Annotated in this window: 24 protein-coding genes; 15 read left to right on the top strand and 9 right to left on the bottom strand. The window is 34.3% G+C overall.

The features are described 5' to 3' along the window. The first annotated feature begins 377 nt into the window (after nt 1-377). The 6 genes from H599_RS0114645 (at nt 378) to H599_RS0114620 (ending at nt 6338) form a co-directional block, all read left to right on the top strand. Complete coding sequence (locus H599_RS0114645) at nt 378-1148, top strand: DUF3108 domain-containing protein (RefSeq protein WP_026714820.1); 771 nt, start codon at nt 378-380, stop codon at nt 1146-1148. Next, the gene (locus H599_RS0114640; RefSeq protein WP_026714819.1) at nt 1148-2083 is read left to right on the top strand and encodes a tryptophan 2,3-dioxygenase family protein; all 936 of its coding nucleotides are present in this window, start codon (nt 1148-1150) and stop codon (nt 2081-2083) included. Before H599_RS0114645 ends, H599_RS0114640 begins: the two co-directional genes overlap by 1 nt. Nucleotides 2084-2121: 38 nt before the next feature. After that, nucleotides 2122-3354: a peptidoglycan DD-metalloendopeptidase family protein gene (locus H599_RS0114635; RefSeq protein ID WP_026714818.1), complete on the top strand. Its 1233-nt coding sequence runs from the start codon at nt 2122-2124 to the stop codon at nt 3352-3354. A gap of 176 nt (nt 3355-3530) precedes the next feature. Next, nucleotides 3531-5174, top strand: a complete 1644-nt coding sequence (pgi, locus tag H599_RS0114630; RefSeq protein WP_026714817.1) for a glucose-6-phosphate isomerase — start codon at nt 3531-3533, stop codon at nt 5172-5174. A 150-nt stretch (nt 5175-5324) separates the two neighbouring features. Further along, complete coding sequence (locus H599_RS0114625) at nt 5325-5750, top strand: 50S ribosomal protein L27 (protein ID WP_026714816.1); 426 nt, start codon at nt 5325-5327, stop codon at nt 5748-5750. A gap of 81 nt (nt 5751-5831) precedes the next feature. After that, a complete protein-coding gene (locus H599_RS0114620; protein WP_026714815.1) occupies nt 5832-6338 on the top strand; it encodes a septal ring lytic transglycosylase RlpA family protein in 507 nt (168 codons plus the stop codon). Here the strand turns inward: H599_RS0114620 and H599_RS0114615 are convergent, their stop codons facing one another. Then, the gene (locus H599_RS0114615) at nt 6339-6806 is read right to left on the bottom strand and encodes a CYTH domain-containing protein (protein WP_026714814.1); all 468 of its coding nucleotides are present in this window, start codon (nt 6804-6806) and stop codon (nt 6339-6341) included. It lies immediately after the preceding gene. Between the two features lie 109 nt (nt 6807-6915). Here H599_RS0114615 and dinB point away from each other — a divergent pair, with 109 nt between their 5' ends. Then, nucleotides 6916-8001, top strand: coding sequence for a DNA polymerase IV (gene dinB / locus H599_RS0114610; protein WP_026714813.1), 1086 nt, complete (start codon nt 6916-6918; stop codon nt 7999-8001). A gap of 58 nt (nt 8002-8059) precedes the next feature. On the opposite strand, the gene H599_RS0114605 is transcribed toward dinB, so the two are convergent. The 6 genes from H599_RS0114605 to H599_RS0114580 all read right to left on the bottom strand — a co-directional run bounded on the left by H599_RS0114605 (nt 8060) and on the right by H599_RS0114580 (nt 13507). Continuing rightward, nucleotides 8060-8827, bottom strand: a complete 768-nt coding sequence (locus H599_RS0114605; protein ID WP_026714812.1) for a Bax inhibitor-1/YccA family protein — start codon at nt 8825-8827, stop codon at nt 8060-8062. 220 nt (nt 8828-9047) lie between these two features. Further along, nucleotides 9048-10481 carry a pyruvate kinase gene (pyk, locus tag H599_RS0114600; RefSeq protein WP_026714811.1) on the bottom strand — a complete coding sequence of 478 codons (1434 nt, stop codon included), beginning with the start codon at nt 10479-10481 and terminating at the stop codon, nt 9048-9050. 8 nt (nt 10482-10489) lie between these two features. Continuing rightward, nucleotides 10490-10978, bottom strand: a complete 489-nt coding sequence (locus H599_RS0114595) for an IPExxxVDY family protein (RefSeq protein ID WP_026714810.1) — start codon at nt 10976-10978, stop codon at nt 10490-10492. Between the two features lie 114 nt (nt 10979-11092). Then, nucleotides 11093-11833, bottom strand: coding sequence for a ribonuclease III family protein (locus H599_RS0114590; protein ID WP_026714809.1), 741 nt, complete (start codon nt 11831-11833; stop codon nt 11093-11095). 9 nt (nt 11834-11842) lie between these two features. Then, nucleotides 11843-13096, bottom strand: coding sequence for a beta-ketoacyl-ACP synthase II (fabF, locus tag H599_RS0114585; RefSeq protein WP_026714808.1), 1254 nt, complete (start codon nt 13094-13096; stop codon nt 11843-11845). A gap of 174 nt (nt 13097-13270) precedes the next feature. Beyond that, the gene (locus H599_RS0114580; RefSeq protein ID WP_007137004.1) at nt 13271-13507 is read right to left on the bottom strand and encodes an acyl carrier protein; all 237 of its coding nucleotides are present in this window, start codon (nt 13505-13507) and stop codon (nt 13271-13273) included. Between the two features lie 176 nt (nt 13508-13683). Here H599_RS0114580 and purN point away from each other — a divergent pair, with 176 nt between their 5' ends. The 5 genes from purN to H599_RS0114555 all read left to right on the top strand — a co-directional run bounded on the left by purN (nt 13684) and on the right by H599_RS0114555 (nt 18344). Continuing rightward, entirely contained in the window at nt 13684-14253 is a 570-nt protein-coding gene (gene purN / locus H599_RS0114575; RefSeq protein ID WP_026714807.1) for a phosphoribosylglycinamide formyltransferase, read from the top strand. A gap of 2 nt (nt 14254-14255) precedes the next feature. Further along, nucleotides 14256-14735 carry a ribonuclease HI gene (rnhA, locus tag H599_RS0114570; RefSeq protein WP_026714806.1) on the top strand — a complete coding sequence of 160 codons (480 nt, stop codon included), beginning with the start codon at nt 14256-14258 and terminating at the stop codon, nt 14733-14735. A gap of 19 nt (nt 14736-14754) precedes the next feature. Continuing rightward, entirely contained in the window at nt 14755-15360 is a 606-nt protein-coding gene (locus H599_RS0114565; protein WP_026714805.1) for an START domain-containing protein, read from the top strand. Nucleotides 15361-15434: 74 nt separating this feature from the next. Beyond that, nucleotides 15435-16358 (top strand): PfkB family carbohydrate kinase, encoded by a 924-nt coding sequence (locus H599_RS0114560; RefSeq protein WP_026714804.1) that lies wholly within the window; start codon nt 15435-15437, stop codon nt 16356-16358. An 87-nt stretch (nt 16359-16445) separates the two neighbouring features. Further along, the gene (locus H599_RS0114555) at nt 16446-18344 is read left to right on the top strand and encodes an amidophosphoribosyltransferase (protein WP_026714803.1); all 1899 of its coding nucleotides are present in this window, start codon (nt 16446-16448) and stop codon (nt 18342-18344) included. Nucleotides 18345-18690: 346 nt separating this feature from the next. Here the strand turns inward: H599_RS0114555 and H599_RS0114550 are convergent, their stop codons facing one another. Further along, nucleotides 18691-19299: a superoxide dismutase gene (locus tag H599_RS0114550; protein WP_026714802.1), complete on the bottom strand. Its 609-nt coding sequence runs from the start codon at nt 19297-19299 to the stop codon at nt 18691-18693. 185 nt (nt 19300-19484) lie between these two features. After that, entirely contained in the window at nt 19485-20168 is a 684-nt protein-coding gene (locus H599_RS0114545; RefSeq protein ID WP_026714801.1) for a ComF family protein, read from the bottom strand. 98 nt (nt 20169-20266) lie between these two features. Between H599_RS0114545 and H599_RS0114540 the strand changes: the two genes are divergently transcribed. From H599_RS0114540 to H599_RS0114525, 3 genes are all read left to right on the top strand, one after another. Further along, a complete protein-coding gene (locus tag H599_RS0114540; RefSeq protein WP_026714800.1) occupies nt 20267-21808 on the top strand; it encodes a glycine--tRNA ligase in 1542 nt (513 codons plus the stop codon). A gap of 323 nt (nt 21809-22131) precedes the next feature. Next, nucleotides 22132-22953 (top strand): LytR/AlgR family response regulator transcription factor, encoded by an 822-nt coding sequence (locus tag H599_RS0114535; protein ID WP_026714799.1) that lies wholly within the window; start codon nt 22132-22134, stop codon nt 22951-22953. A 346-nt stretch (nt 22954-23299) separates the two neighbouring features. Next, on the top strand, nt 23300-23548 hold the full coding sequence (locus H599_RS0114525; RefSeq protein ID WP_155960793.1) for a hypothetical protein: 249 nt from the start codon (nt 23300-23302) through the stop codon (nt 23546-23548). Nucleotides 23549-23564: the final 16 nt, after the last annotated feature.

The following is a 23564-nucleotide window of genomic DNA, read 5'->3' as shown; positions in this document are numbered from 1 at the left end:
TTTTAGTTAAAAAAAGCTTATAAGTGTAAAATCAACTGTTTTTTGAATTTTTGAGCTAAACCCAAAATTATGAGTTTAATTTTTTATCATTACTTTTTTTATGATATTCAAAAAAAAAGACTAATCCTTCCGAATCTTGTTTTAAAATTTTGTTAAACTGAATTTTTGTTGTAGAAATCGCATTTTCTTGCCGTATATTTGTCGTATCAAAACAAGAGGGGTGGTTTCCTTTTGGTTTATATAAATTTAATAATTTATAATTTTTTGGTTGGTTAATAGCATAAAAACTCAGTCATTAATTTGACTGGGTTTTTTTGTTTTGATATATTTGGAACAAAATTTGCCAATTAAATCAAAACAAAGAAATTTAGTAAATTATGAAAAAAATAATATTACTCTTGTTGTTGATTTTAACCGTAAGTTTTGATTCTCATTCTGACGATGCATTTGGTGTGGGTGAATGGTTTAAATTTCGAGTTCACTATGGTTTTGTAAATGCAGGTTATGCCACTCTGGAAGTTAAGGATGCTGTAATTAATCAAAAAAAAGTTTTTCACGTTGTAGGGAAAGGATATACTACAGGTTTGTCCCGTTTTTTTTTCAAAGTGGAAGATCTCTATGAAAGCTATATAGATAAAGATTCCGGTAATCCGTATCAATTTGTCCGAAAAATAAACGAAGGAGGTTATACCAAAAATCAGGAAGGTTTTTTTAATCAGTCAGCTAATAGAGTTACGGTAAAAGATTATAAAAAGAAAACTGAAAAAACCTTTGTTATTCCTGATAATACTCAGGATATATTATCTGCTTTTTATTATCTGAGAAATTATCCTACGATTGACAAGATTAAACCCGGAGAATCTATTGAAATCGATATGTTTTTTGACGACGAAACCACAAAATTTAAGTTAAAGTTTATGGGGCGTGAAAATATATCAACTAAATTTGGATCCGTTCCAGCTATGATTTTTAGACCATTAGTACAATCAGGAAGGGTTTTTAAAGAGCAAGAAAGTTTAACGGTTTGGGTTTCTGATGATGATAACAGGTTGCCATTGCGCATTAAAGCCGATTTGGCAGTGGGTTCACTAAAGGCCGATTTGGATGCTTTTAAAGGATTGAAGGCTCCTTTTAAAATAAAGAAATAATGAATATTAATGAGAATACAGCAGCTATTTTAAAAGAAATAGAGCAAAAGTACGAGTCTATTAATCAAAAGACAGAGACTCAGCTTGAAGGCTTGCTGTGGTCTAAACCAATAAATTATTGGGATTATATTCAAACGGATGCATTATTAAATTTGCAGGTTCAAAGAACCGTTCTTCCTGATGAGATGGTTTTTATTGTTTATCATCAGATTAATGAATTAATATTCAAAATGATTCTTTGGGAGATGAATCAAGTCTCTCATGCAGTCAATATTCAAGCTGATTTTTTTACCGACCGATTAGCGCGCATTAGCCGTTATTTTGATATGTTAACTACCTCTTTTTCTATTATGGAAAACGGAATGGATGTTAATCAGTATATGAAATTCAGAAATACACTTACGCCGGCTAGCGGATTTCAAAGTGCGCAATATCGTTTGATTGAATTTTGTGCTACCGATTTGGTTAATTTAATAGATAGTCGTTTCAGAGCAACTTTTGGTCATACTATTTCGAATGAAAATGCGTTTGAAATGCTGTATTGGCAGGCTGCCGGAAAAGAGCAGCAAACAGATGCGAAATCTTATACTTTAAGCTCTTTTGAAAAAAAATATAAGGCTGCTTTTTTGACTTATATGGAGGAGTATAAAACAATTAATATTTGGCAAAAATACAAACAGCTTCCTTTAGAAGATCAGGAATCTTCAAGTTTGAAAGAAGCGATGCGTCATTTAGATTATACTGTTAATATTAAATGGGTAATGCAGCATTTTAATGTTGCGGTTAAGTATATTGATCAAAGTGGTATGGGAGATGGCGAAGCAACCGGAGGAAGCGACTGGCGTAAATACATGCATCCGAAATATCAAAAAAGGATATTTTTTCCGGAACTTTGGTCTAAGGATGAAATTGAAAATTGGGGACAGGAACAATAAAATAATAATTTAAGTAGAATTGAATAAATAGATTAAGTTTGAAATACGTTTTAACATTTATAATTGCATTAACTCTCGTCGTATCTTGTAAAAAATCAGATAAAGAAACGGAAAAAAAGAAACTGGTAAAGAAGGAAATTCCCCAAAAAGACAATTCGGATTTTGGGTTTAATTTTGCTGACTTTAATGTGATTCAGGATACCGTCAGAAAAGGAGATACTTTTGGAACAATTATAAGTAAACAAAACATTGGAGAACGTAAAATTTATGAAATTGTAAACAGTATTAAAGATACTTTTGATGTTCGTGTGATTCGTCCTAATAAGGCTTACACGATGTTGCGTTCTAAAGATAAAACCAATAAGCTTCAGGTTTTTGTATATCAGCCAAATGATTTAACCTATTATATTTTTGATCTTCGGGATTCGGCGGTGGTGGCTCACAAAAAAGTCAGACCGGTTACTTTTAAAAGAAGATTAATTACCGGAGTTTTGAAAGGTTCTTTATCGGAAACTTTATCGAATGCGGGGGTTGCAGCTAATTTGGCTAGTCAGATTACAAAAATTTATTCCTGGTCCATCGATTTCTTCAAGTTGAAAAAAGGAGATCGTTTTGGGATTGCTTTCAACGAGCGCTACATAAATGACACTATTTATAATGGAGTAAGCGATGTCGAAGCTGCTTTTTTTGAATACAGAGGCAAGATTATGTACGCTTTCCCATTTGTGCAGAATGAAGCTTCGGGAAAAGTTGATTATTATGATGAGGAGGGTAAGACGATGAAAAATTTCTTCCTGAAATCGCCAATTAAGTTTAGTCGAATTACATCGAGATTTACTATGAACCGATACCATCCTGTTCAGCATAAATGGAAAGCGCATAAAGGGACTGATTATGCGGCTCCAACCGGGACTCCTATTATGACAACAGCCACCGGGGTTGTTGAGAGAACAGGTTATACTGCCGGAAACGGAAATTATGTTAAAGTAAAACACAACGGAACATACTCGACTCAGTATTTACACATGTCTAAAATTCTGGTAAGACGCGGGCAACATGTCAATCAGGGAGATGTTATTGGAAGGGTAGGGAGTACCGGTTTAGCAACAGGGCCGCATGTGTGTTATCGTTTTTGGAAAAATGGAGTACAAGTGGATGCTTTAAGGTTGAAATTGCCTACAGGAACACCAATGGAAAACAGAAATAAAGCAAGATTCTTAAAAACGATTGAGCCGCTTAAGAGAGAGTTGGACAGTGTTGGTAATTTATAATGCGAATTGGTAATCCCTGAAAATATAAAGGAGAAGTAGTTGTTAGCAACTTGCTTCTCTTTTTTTTATGTAGAAACTGGTTGGTTTTTAAATTATATAGTGGGGATTTTTCCGGCTATTCGAACTAAATTCAGTATTTTTACGACCATCTAAAAACACTAAAAACAAATATATAAATGGCTTTAAGTACACTAAATCCAACGCTTACTGCTTCATGGAAGAAGCTTGAAAAACATTTTGAAGAATTGCAACATGTTTCCATGCAGGAAATGTTTAAACAGGATGCTTCAAGAGCAGAAAAATTCAGTATTCTGTGGAAGGATTTTCTAATTGATTATTCTAAAAATATAGTGAATCAGGAAACAATGAATTTGTTGCTTGAGTTAGCTAATGAAATGGGACTTAAAAAAGGAATTCAGGATTATTTTGAAGGAGGAATCATTAATCAAACCGAAAACAGAGCGGTGCTTCATACAGCTTTAAGAGCCAAAGAATCGGCGGTGATTAATGTAAATGGTGTGAATGTTGTTCCGGAGGTATATGAGGTAAAAAATAAAATTAAAAATTTTACAAACGAAATTGTTTCGGGCAAAAAAACCGGATATACCGGAAAAGCATTTACCGATGTGGTGAATATCGGAATTGGAGGTTCTGATTTAGGGCCGGCAATGGTGGTGGAAGCTTTGCAATATTACAAGAATCAGTTGAATGTTCATTTTGTTTCCAATGTTGACGGTGACCATGTAAATGAAGTAATTAAAAAATTAAATCCGGAAACAACGCTATTTGTTATTGTTTCCAAAACCTTTACAACTCAGGAAACTTTAACCAATTCAGAAACGATCAGAAAATGGTTTTTACAATCGGCGACTCAGGAAGATGTAGCAAAACATTTTGTGGCGGTTTCGACCAATTTGCAAAAAGTGACTGAATTTGGAATCAATCCGGACAATGTATTTCCAATGTGGGACTGGGTTGGTGGTCGTTTTTCCCTTTGGAGTGCGGTAGGTTTGTCAATCAGTTTGGCAGTTGGTTTTGAAAATTTTGAAGCTTTGTTGAACGGAGCAAACGAAATGGATGAACATTTTAAAACAGCTGATTTTGATCAAAATATTCCGGTTGTTTTGGCTTTGTTGAGCGTTTGGTATAATAATTTCTTTGGTGCCGAAAGTGAAGCTTTGATTCCATATACGCAGTATTTGCAAAAATTAGCGCCTTATTTGCAGCAGGGAACTATGGAAAGTAACGGAAAAAGTGTAGGTCGCGATGGTAAGGCTGTGGATTATCAAACGGGAACGATTATTTGGGGTGAGCCGGGAACCAATGCACAACATGCTTTCTTTCAGTTGATTCATCAGGGGACTAAAATAATTCCAACCGATTTTATTGGTTATGTTCAGTCGTTGTACGGAGATAATAATCATCACGATAAGTTGATGTCTAACTTTTTTGCTCAAACCGAAGCGTTGTTAAACGGGAAAGACGAGAGCAAAGTACAGGCAGAATTTGATAAACAGAGATTATCGGCTGAAGCGGCACAGTTTTTATTACCGTTTAAAGTATTTGCAGGAAACAAACCAACAAATACATTTTTGATTCAAAAATTAACTCCGAAGTCTTTAGGTTCATTGATTTCGTTATACGAACACAAGATTTTTGTTCAGGGATTCATTTGGAACATTTTTAGTTATGATCAATGGGGAGTAGAATTAGGAAAGCAATTGGCTAATTCTATCCTGGATGAAATTAATGCGAATGAAGTTAAAAATCATGATAGCTCAACTGCTTTATTATTAAGTCATTTTTTAAGAAATAAATAACATTTTGCTGGTTTTTGCTTAAATGTTTGATTATCAGTTCGTATTTTAAAAAGTACTGATTTTAAATGACAAAGCCCCGATTTGCTTTTAGTAATACGGGGTTTTTTTTATGTCTTTTTTGTTTATATTTGTTAAAAAAAATATCAAAACATGTACGTATTTATTCAAAAGTTTCATTCGGGTTGGGCTTATATAGCACTTGTATTGTTAGTAATTGCAGTAGTAAACGCTTTTATAGGTTTTACGGCTAAAAAAGAGTTTACGGCCAAAGACAGAAAGATTGCGATTTTTGGATTAATTGGAACTCATACACAATTGTTAATTGGATTGGTATTGTATTTTGTTTCTCCGCTTGGGTTTACTTCTTTGGGGCAAATGTCAGACAAAATGTTACGTTTAACTTCATTAGAGCATCCTTTAATTAACATCATTGCTATTGTGTTGATTACAATTGGATGGTCTAAACATAAAAAATTAACCACAAGCGAGTCTAAATTTAAAACATTTACTATTTTTTACGGTTTAGGATTAGTACTTATACTAAGTAGAATCCCTTGGTCGTTATGGTTTCAATAAAAACTTAGAAAAGTCCTTTTTAGGACTTTTTTTATCGAGGTATGGTTTTTGTTTTAAATAGATTTGAACTAAAAAGTTAATATGAAAAAAATAACAACACTACTTTTTTTATTTGCTGCGGTTGTTTTTGCCAACGCTCAAAGTGCTAAAACTTCCGAACAAAAGGTAAATAATCAACAAGTTGCCGGCCCGGAAGAAGATAATGTTCCGGGAAAACTTCCTTTTACAGTTGATAAAAAAGGTGTCGTAACTGATACTCTTTTTGGTGAAGCAATCGGGAAATTGAAAGTGTATAAAAAAAGTGTGCATGCTTCTTATTATGCCGATAAATTTAATGGAAAACGCACTGCAAGCGGATTGAAATTCAGCAATAGAGATTATACTGCGGCTCATAAAAAAATTCCTTTTGGAACTAAGCTGAAAATAACTAATGAAGCAAATGGGAAATCGGTATTTGTAGAAGTGATTGACAGAGGTCCTTTTGTTAGATCCAGAGAAATAGACCTGACTAAGAGAGCATTTATGGAAATTGCATCAAATAAAGGAGCCGGTTCTATTATTGTAACTATCGAAGAAGTTATAAAATAACTACCAGTTTTTAAAAGGATTTTTGCTCAAATACGAATTGTAATACCTTTTGTCATTGGTTACTTCTTCTCCCAACCAATCGGGTTTTTCAAACGATTCTGTTTCTGATTGAAGTTCGATTTCGGCCATTTCTAATCCTTCATTTTCACCGTAAAATTCGTCCACTTCATAAATGTGGTTCGCTATTTTTACTTCATAACGTGTTTTGTCGATAACTCCTGTTTCGCAAAGCAACAATAAATTTTGGGCATCTTCCACGGGAATTTCTTTTTCCCATTCAAAACGCGACATGCCGGAGGCATTGGAGTTACCTTTTACGGTAATATAAGCTTTATTGTCTTTTATTCGGATGCGAACAGTACGTTCCGGATTTGAATTCAAATAACCCTGTTTAATGCGTTTTTGTGAAAAAGCTTCGTTTTTATAAGCGTCTGATTTGACTAAAAATTTTCGTTCTATTTCCAGCATTTTATAAATAAGTTTAAAAGGTGTTTTTTACGGTTTTTTGATGTTCAAAAGTATCAAATATTTTGAGTTTATTGATTTCATTTTGAAAAATTGAGCCTAATTTTGTTCTATGTCCGAAATGAATCCGAATAGAAAAATCATACACATCGATATGGATGCTTTTTTTGCTTCTGTGGAGCAAATGGATAATCCTGAACTTCAGGGAAAACCTATTGCGGTTGGTGGTGCCGAAAATCGGGGTGTGGTGGCAGCGGCCAGTTATGAGGCTCGAAAATTTGGCGTTCGTTCGGCTATGAGCGGGATTTTGGCTAAGAGAAATTGTCCTGAAATTATATTTGTTCGTCCGCGTTTTGAACGATATAAGGAAATTTCGAATCAAATTCATAAAATTTTTCGAGATTACACTGATTTGATTGAACCGCTTTCTCTGGATGAGGCTTATTTGGATGTGACCCAAAACAAAAAAGGGAATCCCAGTGCCAGTTTGTTAGCGCAGGAAATTCGAAATCGTATTTATAATGAAGTGGGATTAACGGCTTCAGCAGGGATTTCGATTAATAAATTTGTGGCTAAAATTGCCAGTGATTATAATAAACCTAACGGGCAAAAAACGGTTACTCCTGAGGAAGTAATTCCGTTTTTGGAAGTTTTGCCTATTCGGAAATTTTACGGAGTTGGTAAAGTCACGACCGAAAAAATGTATCAGTTGGGTATTTTTTCCGGATTGGAACTGAAAAGTAAATCTTTAGAATTTTTAGAAAAACACTTTGGTAAGTCAGGAAGTTATTACTACAACGTAGTGCGCGGTATTCATAATAGTGAGGTAAAACCCAGTCGCATTGCAAAATCGGTGGCTGCCGAACATACTTTTGAAGTAAATCTTTCTTCTGAAGTTTTTATGTTGGAACAACTGGAACTGATTGCGAATAGTTTGGAGCGCAGACTTAAAAAGCATAAAGTTTCCGGAAAAACAGTGACTTTAAAAATTAAGTTTAGCGATTTTACACAGCAAACCCGAAGTAAAACTTTGCCTTATTTTATTGTTGATAAAGGTTTGATTCTGGAAACGGTTAAAGAATTATTATATCAGGAGCGCATGAAAGATTCCGTTCGTTTATTGGGGATTTCAATGAGTAATTTGAATACTGAAGTGAAAAAAGCTGTGGTTGCAGTGCAATTAAAATTTGACTTTTAAATAAAAAAAGAAACCCTTCTTTGTGAGAAGGGTTAGTATTGAATATTTTGTTACAAAATTAATCTCTGCTGGATAATTTGGAAAGTAATCTTAAGAATTCAACATAAAGCCAAACCAAGGTAATCATTAGTCCCATAGCACCAAACCATTCCATGTATTTTGGCATTCTTTTTTGAACACCTTGCTCAATTTGGTCAAAGTCTAAAAATAAGTTTAAGGCTGCAATTACAATTACAAAAACACTGATGCCAATACTCCATAAAGAATTTCCATAATGTACAGGCTGGAAGCTTGTAAATAAAGAAAACAACCAGGAAATTAAATAATAAGTTGCAATCGCTAAGGTTGCGGCTAATACAATCGATTTAAATTGTTCGGTAACTTTTACAATTTGATATTTGTATAATCCTAAACAAACGGCAAAAGTGACAAAAGTAGCTCCAACAGCCTGGATAACAATACCCGGATATTGAACTTCAAAAATAGCTGAAATTCCTCCGATAAATAAGCCTTCAAACAGGGCATAACCCGGAGCAAGATAAGATGAATACTGCGGTTTGAAAGAGGAAATAACCACCAGAATTAATCCGATTATTGCTCCTCCGATAGCGGGGATAATAGGGTTCATTCCATTAAAAGTCAACCACCAGATTACCATTGCCGATGCTGTAAGTAATAAAAATAATAAAATGGTTTTGTTGATGGTTCCTGAAAGCGTCATTTCTTGTTCGGAACCAATTACAGTTGCTTCGTGTACTTGTTCGGTTCTCGAAGTTGACGAAAAGCTTTTATTGTTTAAAAACGGATTTTTAGATTTAAAATTCATAATACATTCATTTTATATTAGTCAAATATAAATTTTATTTTGCATTTGAATGTTTAAATAGTCTTAAAATTTTCGCAGGATAATTCCTGAAGAATTATTTTGAAGATAAAATTTGTTATTCGCTATTTAAAAATGAATTTAGTTCCGTTGAAAGTTTTTTGAATAAAAAAATCCGTCACGATAAATCGGGACGGACTTAGTATTTAAGGAAAATAGTTTTTTAGCTAATTTCAGAAACTCTCAAGGTATTAACCATTCCTCTTTCTTTAATAGGCATCGAAGCCAGGTTGATGATGTAGTCACCGGCTTGAACATGCCCATTTTCTTTAGCAATATTGTTGATTTCCGTTACAGTAGTATCTGTACTTTCTTCTTTATCATAGAAAAAAGTTCTAACACCCCATAGTAAGTTTAATTGCGTAAGGATTCTTTCGTTAGAAGTGAAAACTAAAATTTCGGCAGTGTTAGGTCTCCAGGCAGATAATTGAAATGCTGTGTAACCACTGTTAGTCATTGTAGAAATAGCTTTTGCTTCAATAGAATTTGCCATTACAGCAGCATGGCGACAAATAGTTTTAGTGATAAAACGATTCGTTTTAATTTGTGGTGTATTTTGTGGAACCTGAATTAACGGAGAGTTTTCTACTGCTTCGCAAATTTGAGTCATTTTTTTAATTACCTGTACCGGGTAGTTTCCGGCAGCTGTTTCTCCCGAAAGCATTACTGCATCGGCACCATCCATAACCGAGTTAGCAACGTCATTAACTTCGGCACGGGTTGGGGTTAAACTACTAATCATCGTTTCCATCATTTGAGTAGCAACGATAACCGGAATTCTGGCTGTTTTAGCTCTGCGGATTAAGTCTTTTTGTACTAATGGAACTTCGTGAGCTGGTAATTCAACTCCAAGATCTCCACGAGCCACCATTAAACCGTCGCAATAAGCTACAATTTTGTCCATGTTTTCTAATGCTTCCGGCATTTCGATTTTGGCAATAATTGGAATTTTGTATTCAGAGTGTTCTGCAATTAAATCCTGAAGATCTTTCAAATCCTGTGGTGTTTTTACGAAAGAAAGAGCAATCCAGTCTACTTTTTGTTCAATGGCAAAAATAGCGTCAGCGATATCTTTTTCTGTTAATGCAGGAAGAGAAATTTTAGTGTTTGGTAAGTTAACTCCTTTTTTAGATTTCAATTCACCACCTTGAATTACTTTGGCAACTACTTCAGTTTTTTTATCTGTAGAAACGATTTCGAAAATTAATTTTCCGTCGTCTAGTAAGATTCTTTCTCCCGGATTTACGTCGTTTGGAAAGTTTTGGTATTTCATGAAAACTCTTTCGGCAGTTCCTACAATGTCTTCGGCAGTAGTAAAGGTGATCAAATCACCGTCGTTTACAACAACGCCGTCGTTCATTACTCCAACACGAAGTTTTGGCCCTTGTAAGTCTGCTAGAATGGCTGTAGTGTATCCAAATTCTTTGTTAAGTCCTCTGATGATTTCAATTCTGTTTTTTACATCATTGTAATCAGCATGAGAGAAATTGATTCTAAATACATTTACACCTGCTTCAACCATATCTTTTATGGTTTCTCTCGTGCTGCAAGCAGGCCCAAGAGTAGCCACAATTTTAGTTTTCTTGTTTGTAGTAATCATTTGCGTTAAAAAATTAGATTGTTTTTAGATTTTATTTGTTTTGTTTCAACAGTATAAACTGCTGTTATATTGTCTATTGTATTTAATATTGTCTTTATTGTATTTACATCAATGCTGTCATCGGTGTTGTCTATTTTTAAAAAATAGTCGGCTTTTTTTAATTCGGGCAACAAATATGCTTTTGCTGAAATACCTTCCTCTGTGTTTGAAAATAAATCCTGAGCCTGAAAGTTATTGCCCGGTACAACTTCATTTTTGTTTTGAACCAAATTCCAGGACACAGTATTTTCTTCGTCATAAAAATAAAATCTCGAAAACATTGTTTCGCCTTCTTTGACATTTATATGAACTTCATCTTCGCTCTTGGCGAGATTTATGGGAAGTTTTTGATTGATAAAATATGCCAATCTATAATCGTCTAAAGATGTGTGAATTGCGATTAGATTATAGTCTATTTCGTCAAATTCATCAAGACTTAGTTTATGAACAGCCATCTTCTTTAAAAATAAAGATGTAAATATACTATTTCTCCCTAAGTTTAAGTGTTGAAAATACAAGGAATTCGTTAAATTTAAAACGAAAACGTTGTAGAGTAAAGAAAAATAGTCTTATTTTTTGTTCATTTTTTCCTGAAATGCAAAATAAGCGCGTTGGGAAGCTTTTTCTTCGGCTTTCTTTTTAGAAGTTGCACGTGCTTTTGCAACTACTTTTTCATCAATGCTTAATTTTACTCCAAATAAACGCTGCCCATCTATGGCGTTGTCTTCGTAAATGTCATAATGAAATTGTCTTTTTTCTTTTTGACACCATTCGATAATTAAACTTTTGTAGCTGATAACTTTTCCTTCCAGTCGGGGAATGTCAACATAAGGAGTAATTACTTTTTTTTGAATGAATTTTTCGCAGAAAAAATAGCCTTTGTCCAGATAAATAGCTCCAATGAGTGATTCAAAAATATTGCCGTGGATGTTTTCACCAAAATGTTGCACCGGAACTTTGCTGTCAACAAATCGTATCAGATCTAAATCTTTTCCCAATTCATTAAGGTGTTCTCTGCTGACAATTTTTGAGCGCATTTTAGTTAAGTAACCTTCGTCTCCGTGTGGTACTTCGTTAAATAAATGTGCCGCAATTACTGAGCTTAACATGGCATCGCCAAGAAATTCCAAGCGTTCATAGCTAACAGGATTTCCTGTTGCATCGGTTTTTCCGGAGGAGCGATGTGTAAAGGCTTTTTGGTAATGACTCAGTTTTCCAGGGGGAAATCCCAGTATTTTTTGGATGGCATCAAAAAAAATCCCGTCTTCTTGAGAACGGGATTTTTTGAATATTTTTTTGAATATACTCATAGTATCAAATTAGAATCCTAATTTTTTCACTAATACACAAGCATTATGACCTCCAAAACCAAAAGTGTTGCTCATAACCACATTCATTTCTCTTTTTTGAGCCGTATTGAAAGTGAAGTTTAATTTTGGATCGATAGTTTCGTCATCTGTAAAATGATTAATTGTCGGAGGAACAATTCCGTGTTTTAAAGACAGAATAGAAGCAATTGTTTCAATAGCTCCGGCAGCTCCTAACAAGTGACCGGTCATAGATTTTGTAGAATTCAAGTTCATGGTGTAAGCATGTTCTCCAAAAACTTGTAAAATAGCTTTTGATTCGGCCTGATCTCCAAGTGGAGTTGAAGTTCCGTGCATGTTAACACCATCAACGTCAGTTGGTTTTAAACCGGCATCTCTCAAGCAGTTTAGCATTACATTTTTGGCACCTAATCCTTCCGGATGTGGAGCTGTAATGTGGTGAGCATCAGCAGACATACCGCCTCCGCCTATTTCACAATAGATTTTAGCGCCACGTGCAATTGCATGCTCGTATTCTTCTAAGATTAACGCTCCGGCACCTTCACCTAAAACAAAACCATCTCTGTCTTTGTCCATCGGTCTTGAAGCTGTTTCAGGGGCGTCATTTCTTGTGGATAATGCGTGTAAAGCGTTAAAACCTCCCATTCCTGCAATAGTTACTGCGGCTTCAGAACCTCCGGTTACCATTACGTCAGCATGACCTAAGCGGATATAGTTGAATGCGTCAATAATAGCGTTTGTAGAAGAAGCACAAGCAGAAACAGTTCCGAAATTTGGTCCTCTAAAACCGTATTTTATGGAAATATGCCCGCAAGCAATATCGCCAATCATTTTAGGGATGAAGAAAGGGTTAAATTTTGGTGTCCCGTCACCAGCGGCATAGTTTAGCATTTCTATTTGAAAAGTTTCTAAACCTCCGATACCTGAACCCCAAATAACTCCTGCTCTGTCAACATCAATTTTGTCTAAATCGAAATTGGCATCTTCCATCGCCTCAGTTGCAGAAACTACTGCATATTGTGTAAAGCGATCCATTTTTCTGGCTTCCTTGCGATCAATAAAATTTTCAACATTGAAGTTTTTTAATTCACAAGCAAACTGTGTTTTGAATTTTGACGCGTCAAAATAAGTGATTGGTGCAGCTCCGCTAACTCCGTTAATAAGACTATTCCAATACTCCTCAACAGTATTACCTATTGGGGTAAGCGCTCCTAAACCTGTTACAACTACTCGCCTTAATTCCATACATTTAAATTTTGTTATGTATTAACAAATAAACCCACTCTCTTTACTGTATAATTATAAAGTAGTGGGTGATTTAGATTGTGTGTATCTTTTTTGATTGAAATTCAATCTGTAATTCTCAATTGAAAAAATAATAACACCCATACCTAAAATTCAGATATGGGTGAATATTTATTATTTTTTAGCTTCTTCGATGTAAGAAATAGCTTGACCAACAGTAGCAATGTTTTCAGCTTGATCGTCTGGAATTTGAATATCGAATTCTTTTTCGAATTCCATAATAAGCTCAACAGTGTCTAATGAGTCAGCTCCTAAATCATTAGTGAAGCTTGCTTCTGTTACAACTTCGTTTTCGTCAACGCCTAATTTGTCTACGATAATCGCTTTTACTCTTGATGCAATGTCTGACATAATCTTTAATTTTAGAATTTAATTTTGTGGCAAAAATAAAAAACTTTATTTTAAAACAACTATTAAGTTGATAAATGTGACATCTAAAATAAAAAATAATTTTAAACAAAGAGATATCAAAGCTATTTAATTTCGTTTTTTATTCTTTTTTTTGTGTGACTTAAATGAGATGAAATATGAAAAAAATTGTTGTTTTTGCTTCTGGATCTGGGACAAATGCTGAAAATATTATTAAATATTTTCAAGGAACGGCTCTTGCCGAAGTAGTAAGTGTTTTTACTAATAATGCAAATGCAAAAGTGATTGACAGGGCAAAAAATAATAATGTTCCTTGCGTGATTTTTACAAAATCAGAATTAAACGAAAGTGAATTATTACAAAAAATAAATGATATTCAACCTGATTTGATAGTTTTGGCTGGTTTTCTATTAAAATTTCCGGATGCTGTCATTGAGGCTTATCCGGATAAAATTATTAATATACATCCTGCCTTGTTGCCAAAATATGGCGGAAAAGGGATGTATGGGATGCATGTGCATAAGGCGGTTGTAGAAAACAGAGAAAAAGAAACAGGAATTACCATTCATTATGTGAACGAACATTATGATGAAGGGGCAATTATTTTTCAAAAACAGCTAACCGTTTTAGAGACTGATACGCCTGAGGTAGTGGCTGAAAAAATTCATGAATTGGAACAAAAGTATTTTCCGGGAGTTGTTGCTGATTTGTTAAAGGCTAAATCGTAAAATTGGAATATCAGGTACATATATATACTGATGGTGCTGCAAAGGGGAATCCCGGCCCCGGAGGTTATGGAGTCATTATGGAATTAGTGGGGACAACTCATAAAAAAGAGTTTTATGAGGGGTTTCGTTATACTACAAATAACAGAATGGAATTGTTGGCGGTAATCGTAGGGTTAGAAAAATTAAAAAATCCGAATATGAAAGTGCTGGTTGTTTCAGATTCTAAGTATGTAGTGGATTCTGTGGTTAAGAAATGGGTTTTAGGTTGGGAAAAAAAAGCTTTTGCAGGAAGAAAAAATGCCGATTTGTGGCAGCGCTTTTTAAAAGTGTATCGCAAACATCAGGTGGATTTTAAGTGGATTAAAGGGCATAATAGTCATCCTCAAAATGAACGTTGTGATGAGTTGGCTGTTTTTGCTTCCAACCAAAAGAGTTTGTCAATTGATGCTTTTTATGAAAATGAAGACGGAAAATTGATTTGATTTTTTATAAATTCACAAGATGACTAAATTCTTTTTTATTTTCATTTTTATGTTCTCCGGTTTTGTTTTTCAGCAAAGGCCGTGGGAGTTAGCTATTGATAAAGAAGGGATAAAGGTCTATACCCGAAAAACCGATTCGGTTGCAATAAAAGAATATAAGGTAACCATGCAGGTTAAGTCGCCAGTTGATACGGTGCTGAAAAAAATTCTTGATATAAAAAATCTTAAAAACTGGAGTTACAGGATAGCGGAGTCGGATTTGGTAAAAAAAATAAATGACTCGACCTGGATTTTTTATATCCATAATGATGTGGAGTGGCCAGTGAAAGATCGGGATCATGTTTCGAAAGTTCAGCTTCAAAAAAGAAAAGAGGATTATGTTGTTTTGCTTACGCCTTATAATGATTATGTGAAGGAGAAAAAAGATGTGGTTCGGTTAACAAAATTCAAAGGGATTTGGACTTTGAAAAAGTTGGATGCTAATCATACTCAGGTTACACAGCAGTTGTATGGTGATCCCGAATCTAATATTCCGGCTTTTTTTATTAATATGATGATAGCTAAAGCGCCTTTTTACACTTTTAGAAATATGAAGAGTCAGCTGGAGGCAAAAGCTGCTAAGTAATAAACTGAGCTTAAAACTTTGCAACTTTGCAAGAGATAAATTATCTTTGCAGCTTAAATTTCGAAATTCATAAAATGAATAAATTATTGATTGTTGGAACTGTTGCTTTCGACGCAATTGAAACCCCATTCGGAAAAACCGATAAGATTTTAGGTGGAGCGGGAACTTATATTGGGCTTTCGGCAGCTTTTTTTAACCTGCAATCAGCTATCGTCTCTGTTGTTGGAGATGATTTTCCTCAGGAATATATTGATTTACTGACGGATAGAAATATTGATATTTCCGGTCTTGAAGTAGTACAAGGAGGTAAAACTTTCTTTTGGAGCGGTCGTTATCACAATGATTTGAATTCAAGAGATACTTTGGATACGCAACTAAATGTTTTGGCCGATTTTCAGCCAAAGGTTCCTCAAAATTTTAAAAATGCCGATGTGGTGATGCTTGGAAACCTGCATCCGTTAGTACAAAGTGGTGTTTTGGATCAGTTAGAGAGCAAGCCTAAATTAGTAGTTTTGGATACTATGAATTTTTGGATGGATTGTGCTTTGCCTGAATTACTGGACGTTATTAAACGTGTAGATGTTATTACTATTAATGATGAAGAAGCCAGACAACTTTCGGGAGAATATTCTTTAGTGAAAGCTGCGGCTAAAATTCAGGCGATGGGGCCGGAATATGTGGTGATAAAAAAAGGAGAGCACGGAGCATTGTTGTTTCATGAAAACAATGTGTTTTTTGCGCCGGCATTACCATTAGAAGAAGTTTTTGATCCAACAGGGGCAGGAGATACTTTTGCGGGAGGTTTCGCCGGATTTATTACTCAAAGTGAAAATGTTTCTTTTGAGAATATGAAAAATGCAATTATTTATGGTTCCAATTTGGCTTCCTTTTGCGTGGAAAAATTTGGAACAGAACGAATGCTTAGTTTAGATAAAGAAGAAGTTGTGTCGCGATTAAAACAATTTAAATCATTGACACAATTTGATATAGAATTATAATGCTTTGAAGCCTCGGAAACGGGGCTTTTTTAATTAGTATTGTTTTTAATAGTTTAGTAAAAAACTCACACTACAAATAAATTTACAATGAGCGACGCTTTAAAACATGAATGTGGAATAGCTTTAGTTAGACTGCTTAAACCGCTTGAATATTACAAAGAAAAGTATGGTTCTGCCTTTTATGGGATACAAAAAATGTATCTGATGATGGAGAAACAGCACAATCGTGGGCAGGATGGGGCCGGATTTGCAAGTATCAAACTGGATGTGGAGCCGGGAGAGAGATATATTAGCCGAGTTCGTTCTAATCAGGCTCAGCCTATTCAAGATGTGTTTACTCAGATTAATGAAAGAATTAATGAAGAGTTGACTGCTAATCCGGAATATGCTGATGATGTGGCGGCGCAAAAAAAGAATATTCCTTATATAGGAGAATTGTTCTTGGGGCATGTGCGTTATGGAACTTTTGGTAAAAATAGTATTGAAAGTGTGCATCCTTTTTTAAGACAAAGTAACTGGATGCATCGTAACCTAATTTTGGCGGGTAACTTTAACATGACTAATGTTAAGGAGTTGTTTCAAAATTTAGTTGAATTAGGACAACATCCAAAAGAAATGGCTGATACCGTAACGGTAATGGAAAAAATCGGTCACTTTTTAGATAAAGAAGTAATGCAGTTGTATCAGGATTGTAAAGCGGAAGGTTATTCGAAACAAGAGGCTTCTCCGGTAATTGCAGAAAGACTGGATGTGGCTAAAATTTTGGCGCGTTCGGCTAAAAATCTTGATGGAGGATATGCTATGGCTGGTTTATTAGGTCATGGTGATGCTTTTGTATTTAGGGATCCGGCTGGAATTCGTCCGGCTTATTTTTATCAGGATGATGAAATTGTAGTGGTGGCTTCTGAAAGACCGGTAATCCAAACAGTTTTTAATGTCCCATTTGATGAAGTTAAAGAAATTGATCCGGGAAGTGCTTTGATTATCAAGAAAAACGGAGCGGTTTCAATGAAAGAAATTTTGACTCCAACGGTTAAAAAAGCCTGTTCTTTTGAGCGAATTTATTTCTCCAGAGGAAGTGACGCTGAAATTTATCAGGAAAGAAAAAATTTAGGGAAATTAATCCTGCCGGCAGTTTTGAAAGCTATTGATCAGGATACAGACAACACGGTATTTTCTTATATTCCAAATACAGCGGAAACTTCTTTCTTTGGATTGGTTGAAGCGGCTCAGGATTTTTTAAATCAAAGAAAAAACAATTGCATCTTAGAAAATAGAAATACGTTAACTGCAGAAACTTTAAAGGAATTATTAGAGGTTAAAATTCGTACCGAAAAAGTAGCGATTAAAGATGCTAAATTAAGAACTTTTATTACAGCGGATGATAGTCGTGATGATTTAGTAGCTCACGTTTATGATGTAACTTATGGAGTAATTAAGCCTGAAGATAATCTGGTGATTATTGATGATAGTATTGTAAGAGGAACTACGCTTAAAAAGAGTATCATCAAAATGATGGATCGTTTGAATCCAAAACGAATTGTAATTGTTTCTTCAGCACCACAAATTCGTTATCCGGATTGTTACGGAATTGATATGGCTAAATTAGAAGGTTTAGTTGCTTTTAGAGCGGCATTAGCACTTTTAAAAGAAAGAAATCTATATCATATTGTGGATGAGGTTTATGCAAAATGTAAATCGCAGGAAGATTTCAAAGATGTGGATGTGGTGAACTATGTGTCGGCTATTTATGAACCGTTTACCGATCAGGAAATTTCAGATAAAATTGCTGAAATGTTAAGCTCTCCGGAAATTAAAGCAGAGGTTAAAATTATTTTCCAAACAGTAGAAGATTTACATATAGCTTGTCCAAAAAATTTAGGTGACTGGTACTTTACGGGAGATTATCCTACGCCGGGAGGAAACCGTGTGGTGAACCGCGCTTTCATGAATTTTTATGAAGGTAAAGATGCCAGGGCATATTAATTGATAAATCACGTTATTTATCGGTTTTTTGTGTCGTTTGTCCTGAATATTTGTTATTAAGTTATATCTGAGATAAATTTGTCATACCATAATATTAGTAGGTTAAGTTTATGGTAGATTTGGGGCAAAAAAGGTGGAAGCAATTCCACCTTTTTTATTGGATTAAAGTTGAGTAAAGTAAATAGGGTAAAAGACGAGCGAAATATATATTTGGCTCGTCTTTTTTTATTAGAATAAAGTTCTAAAAAGATAAAATCAACTTTGGAATAAAAACAAAAAAAATAGACAAATAACTTTTTAGTCATTTGTCTATTCTCTATTTTCTGTATTCTTTTATCTAAAAATACTATTTTTCTGAAGCGTATCTTCTGGCTACTTCAGTCCAGTTAATTACATTGAAGAAAGCTTCGATATAATCTGGTCTTCTGTTTTGGTAGTTTAAGTAGTAAGCGTGTTCCCAAACGTCCATTCCTAAGATTGGAGTTCCACCACATCCAACACCTGGCATTAAGGGGTTGTCTTGGTTTGGAGTTCCGCAAACGTCTAATTTTCCATCTTTTTGTACACATAACCAAGCCCATCCTGAACCAAACTGTGTTGCTCCTGCTTTGCTGAATTTAGCTTTGAATTCTTCAAAAGATCCAAAAGCAGCTTCGATAGCAGCTAATAATTCTCCTGTTGGTTGTCCGCCTCCGTTTGGAGACATTACAGTCCAGAAAAGATTGTGGTTGTAAAAACCTCCACCATTATTACGAACAGCAGCATTAGACATATCAAGGTTGATTAATATGTTTTCAATTGTTTTACCTTCCATATCAGTACCGGTAATGGCAGCGTTAAGGTTAGTAGTGTAAGCATTATGATGTTTTGTATGGTGGATTTCCATTGTACGTGCATCAATATGTGGTTCTAGTGCGTTGTACGCATAAGGTAATTGAGGTAATTCAAAAGCCATGATATTTTTTGTTTAAGATTTATAAATAATTTATCCAAAATTAAACATTTAAGTTTGGAATTGGAAATACTTGTTCGTTAAATAAATGATATAATCTGTTTTTTTGTTATTTTTTATGAGAAAAAATCAATTGCTTTTTAGGATTTTAATCCCTTTTTTTGTTGATTTTCAATGTTTTGTTTTTGTTAAGATTGTGCCATTGCCATACAAATAATGCTGATTTTAGTTCCGGGTATTTTTAATAAAGCACGACTGCAGGCTTCGAGTGTGGCTCCGGTTGTGATTACATCATCAATCAGGATAAAGTGTTTGTTATGGTCTTTTTCGGTGAACTGAACATCAAAAATAGATTCGATATTTTGAGAACGATCTAAAAGGTTTTTTTGAGATTGTGTTTTCGAATAGACTTTTCGAAATAAAATGCCGTCGTTGTATTTTAGTTGTAATTTTTCCGAGAGTGATTTTCCGAAATTAGTAACCTGATTATAGCCTCTTTCTTTGAATTTTTTCGGGTGCAAAGGAACGGGTATAATTTCGTCGGCGCTTAAGGCCTGTATGGTAGTTTCTAAGTCTTCGGTGTACCATTGACCTAAAACATCTCCTATTTCCTGTTGCCCTTTGTATTTTAGATGATGAATAAGGTTTTGTACGATTCCTTTTTTGTGAAAATATAAAAATGCCGAAGCATGTTCAAGCGGAATTCTTCCGTAAAATTTCTGATAAGCTTCGTTTTCTTTTAATAAATGATGATTGGTAAGCGGGATATTATGACGGCAAATGCTGCAAATTACTTTTTCGTTAGTTAAAAGAATTGCTTCGCAACCCGGACAAATTTTAGGAAAAAAAAGATTTAAGATGCTGTTAAACATGTTTGAAGCTTTATTTGTTCTAAAATTATAAAAATCAAGGGTTCAAACTTTAATTATTTTCTTTTTTTTAAATACACTTTTTATATTTTTGCACCACTATGGCAAAACAAGAAGATATATTTAAGAATGTAGTTTCGCACGCAAAAGAGTACGGGTTTATTTTTCCGTCAAGCGAAGTTTACGATGGTTTAAGTGCAGTTTATGATTATGCACAAAACGGAGTGGAGTTAAAAAAGAACATCCGCGAATATTGGTGGAAAGCAATGGTTCAGATGAATGAAAATATTGTAGGGCTTGACGCTGCAATATTAATGCATCCAACTACCTGGAAAGCTTCCGGACACGTAGATGCTTTTAATGATCCGTTAATTGATAATAAAGATTCGAAAAAAAGATACCGCGCTGATGTTTTGATTGAAGATTATGCTGAAAAGTTAAATCAAAAAGCAATCAAAGAAATTGAAAAAGCCCGTGTTCGTTTTGGTGATGCTTTCAACGAGCAGGAATTTGTTGCTACAAATGCCCGCGTGAAAGAATATAAAGCTAAAGAAAGAGAAATTTTGGAAAGAATGGCTCGCTCTTTAGGGAATGAGGATTTGGCTGATGTAAAAGCGTTAATTGAAGAATTAGAAATTGCCTGTCCTGAGTCAGGTTCCAGAAACTGGACTGAAGTAAAACAGTTCAATTTGATGTTTGGAACCAAATTAGGTGCTTCTGCCGATAATGCAATGGATTTGTATTTGCGTCCGGAAACCGCTCAGGGTATTTTTGTGAACTTTTTAAATGTTCAGAAATCTGGTAGAATGAAAGTCCCTTTTGGGATTGCTCAAACAGGGAAGGCGTTTAGAAATGAGATTGTAGCCAGACAATTTATTTTCCGTATGCGTGAGTTTGAACAAATGGAAATGCAGTTTTTTGTACGTCCGGGAGAGGAAATGAAGTGGTATGAGCACTGGAAAGAAACTCGTTTAAAATGGCATTTGTCTTTAGGTCTTGGAAAAGAAAACTATCGTTACCATGATCACGAAAAATTAGCGCATTATGCTAATGCTGCTGCGGATATCGAATTTAATTTCCCTTTTGGATTTAAAGAATTAGAAGGAATTCATTCGCGTACTGATTTTGATTTAAAAGCACACGAACAATATTCAGGTAGAAAATTACAATATTTTGATCCTGAACTAAATGAAAACTACGTTCCTTATGTAGTGGAAACTTCGGTAGGTTTGGACAGAATGTTTCTGGCTGTTTTTGCAACTTCTTTGCAGGAAGAAACATTAGAAGATGGTTCGTCAAGAACAGTGTTGAAATTACCAGCTGTTTTAGCGCCTACAAAAGCGGCTGTTTTGCCATTGGTAAAAAAAGATGGTTTGCCTGAAATTGCACATCAAATTATTGCTGATTTAAAATGGAATTTCAATGTGGCTTATGATGAGAAAGATGCTGTCGGACGTCGTTACAGAAGACAGGATGCATTAGGAACTCCGTTTTGTATTACGGTAGATCATCAAACAATTGAAGATCAAACAGTAACTATTCGTCATAGAGATACGATGAAACAGGATCGTGTTAAAATTTCTGAATTGGCAGGAATTATCGAAAATGAAGTTTCGATGAAAAATTGGTTAATGAAGATGTAATTTTTTTATACAATTTTGATGAAAGCTCTCCTTTTTGGAGGGCTTTTTTCGTTTTTGAGATGAAATAATTGTAGAATTACGAAGATTAAAATAAAACAGAATTGCTCTTGGTCGGATTTATTTACCCTTTATCAACTAGTATCGGTACTTTATCGATTTCTCAGGCTATTTAATGTGAAAAATAAGTTAAATGTTTATTTTTAGCTAGTTGAAAGTTGTTGTTTTTTGCTAAAACCAATTTTTGATTTAGTTCCCCAAACTACCTATATAATTATACTTTAAACTAATGTTGTGCGATCTAATTATATTAGAAAGTGCCTCAAATGAATTATTCGTACGTTATTATTGATGACAGTCCAGAAAGTGTCATGGAAACCAAAGCAGTAGCTGAAGGTTTTTCTGAACTTACCTTTGTCGGCTCTGCTAATAACTACGAAGAAGGTTTGAATTTGATTTTAGAGCACAATCCTCAACTGGTTTTTCTTGAAATTGATCCTAAAAATAAGAAAAGCAACCTCTCCTTAGCATTGATTAACGAATTGTATCGTTATTTAAATGTAATTCCGAAAATAATAATTACTACTTCTAAAAAGGATTTTGCTTTCGAAGCCATTCAGTATCAGGTTACTGATTATTTGCTCAAACCTTTAGCGCGGATTGATTTTGTAAAGTTGGTCTTAAAACTAAAAAAAGCTACTGAAGTTTTGGAAAAAGTGGTTGAGACAGAAAAGTTAAAAGAGGAAGAAGACTCCAAAACCAGTTTTGTAGCCGAGCATGAGACACCAACAGTTACTGAGCCGCTTATTTTGTGTATTAAATCCTATGGAGATTATAGATATATTGATACCAGAGATATTTGTTATTTGCAGGCGGATAATAATTCAACGGATATTCATTTAAGTACAGGTGAAACCGTTACGGCTTTTAAAACGTTGAAACATTTTGAAAATGTTTTGTCTTTCCCTTTTGTTCGAATTCACAACAGTTATATTGTAAATAGTAATTTGATTTCCCGAATTCATACCGGAAATGCAGTGTGTTATATCAAAAATTCTGCTGCCAAAATTCCTTTCTCCAAATCATATAAGGCAAACATTGACCTTATTATTTCTGAAATTTCAAACGGAAATTATTTAGAAATCTAAAAAAGCACAGCCTGCTTTAACTTAATATTACTTAAAGTCAAGAAAACCTATTAGAAATACGGTAAGTAATGTATTGACTTCTTAAGTATGTATTCCTTTTTGTATCCTGCAAATGAAAATAGATCTCTTTTTTGTGAAATTTTAAAGAGGAATCATTTGAATTTCCAAAATAAGTACGTTTACCCAGATTTGAGGTTCATTCACTCACAAACGGGGTCATTCTACCATAAACGCCTGAAAACACTCATGAAATAAGGGTTTGCTGTGTAATTTTACATCAAGAAATAACGCAAAAGCGGTTTCAATAAATAAGTAAAAAAATATTAAAACATAAAAAACCCAAGTCATGAAAAAATCAATCGTAACAATCGGATTATTCTCTTTAATGTTAGTTTTAACTTCTTTCACAGCTTCTACTTCAATTGATGGAGGAAGTAGAAATATCAAAACAGATAATATCTCTAACATTGATGGAGGAAGTAGAAATATTAAAACTGATAACATTGCTAACATTGATGGAGGAAGTAGAAATATTAAAACTGATAACATTGCTAACATTGATGGAGGAAGTAGAAATATTAAAACTGATAATTAAAAAATTATTATACTGA

The organism is Flavobacterium daejeonense DSM 17708 (assembly GCF_000425425.1).
Lineage (GTDB): Bacteria > Bacteroidota > Bacteroidia > Flavobacteriales > Flavobacteriaceae > Flavobacterium > Flavobacterium daejeonense.
This window is presented reverse-complemented; position numbering and strand designations above follow the sequence as displayed.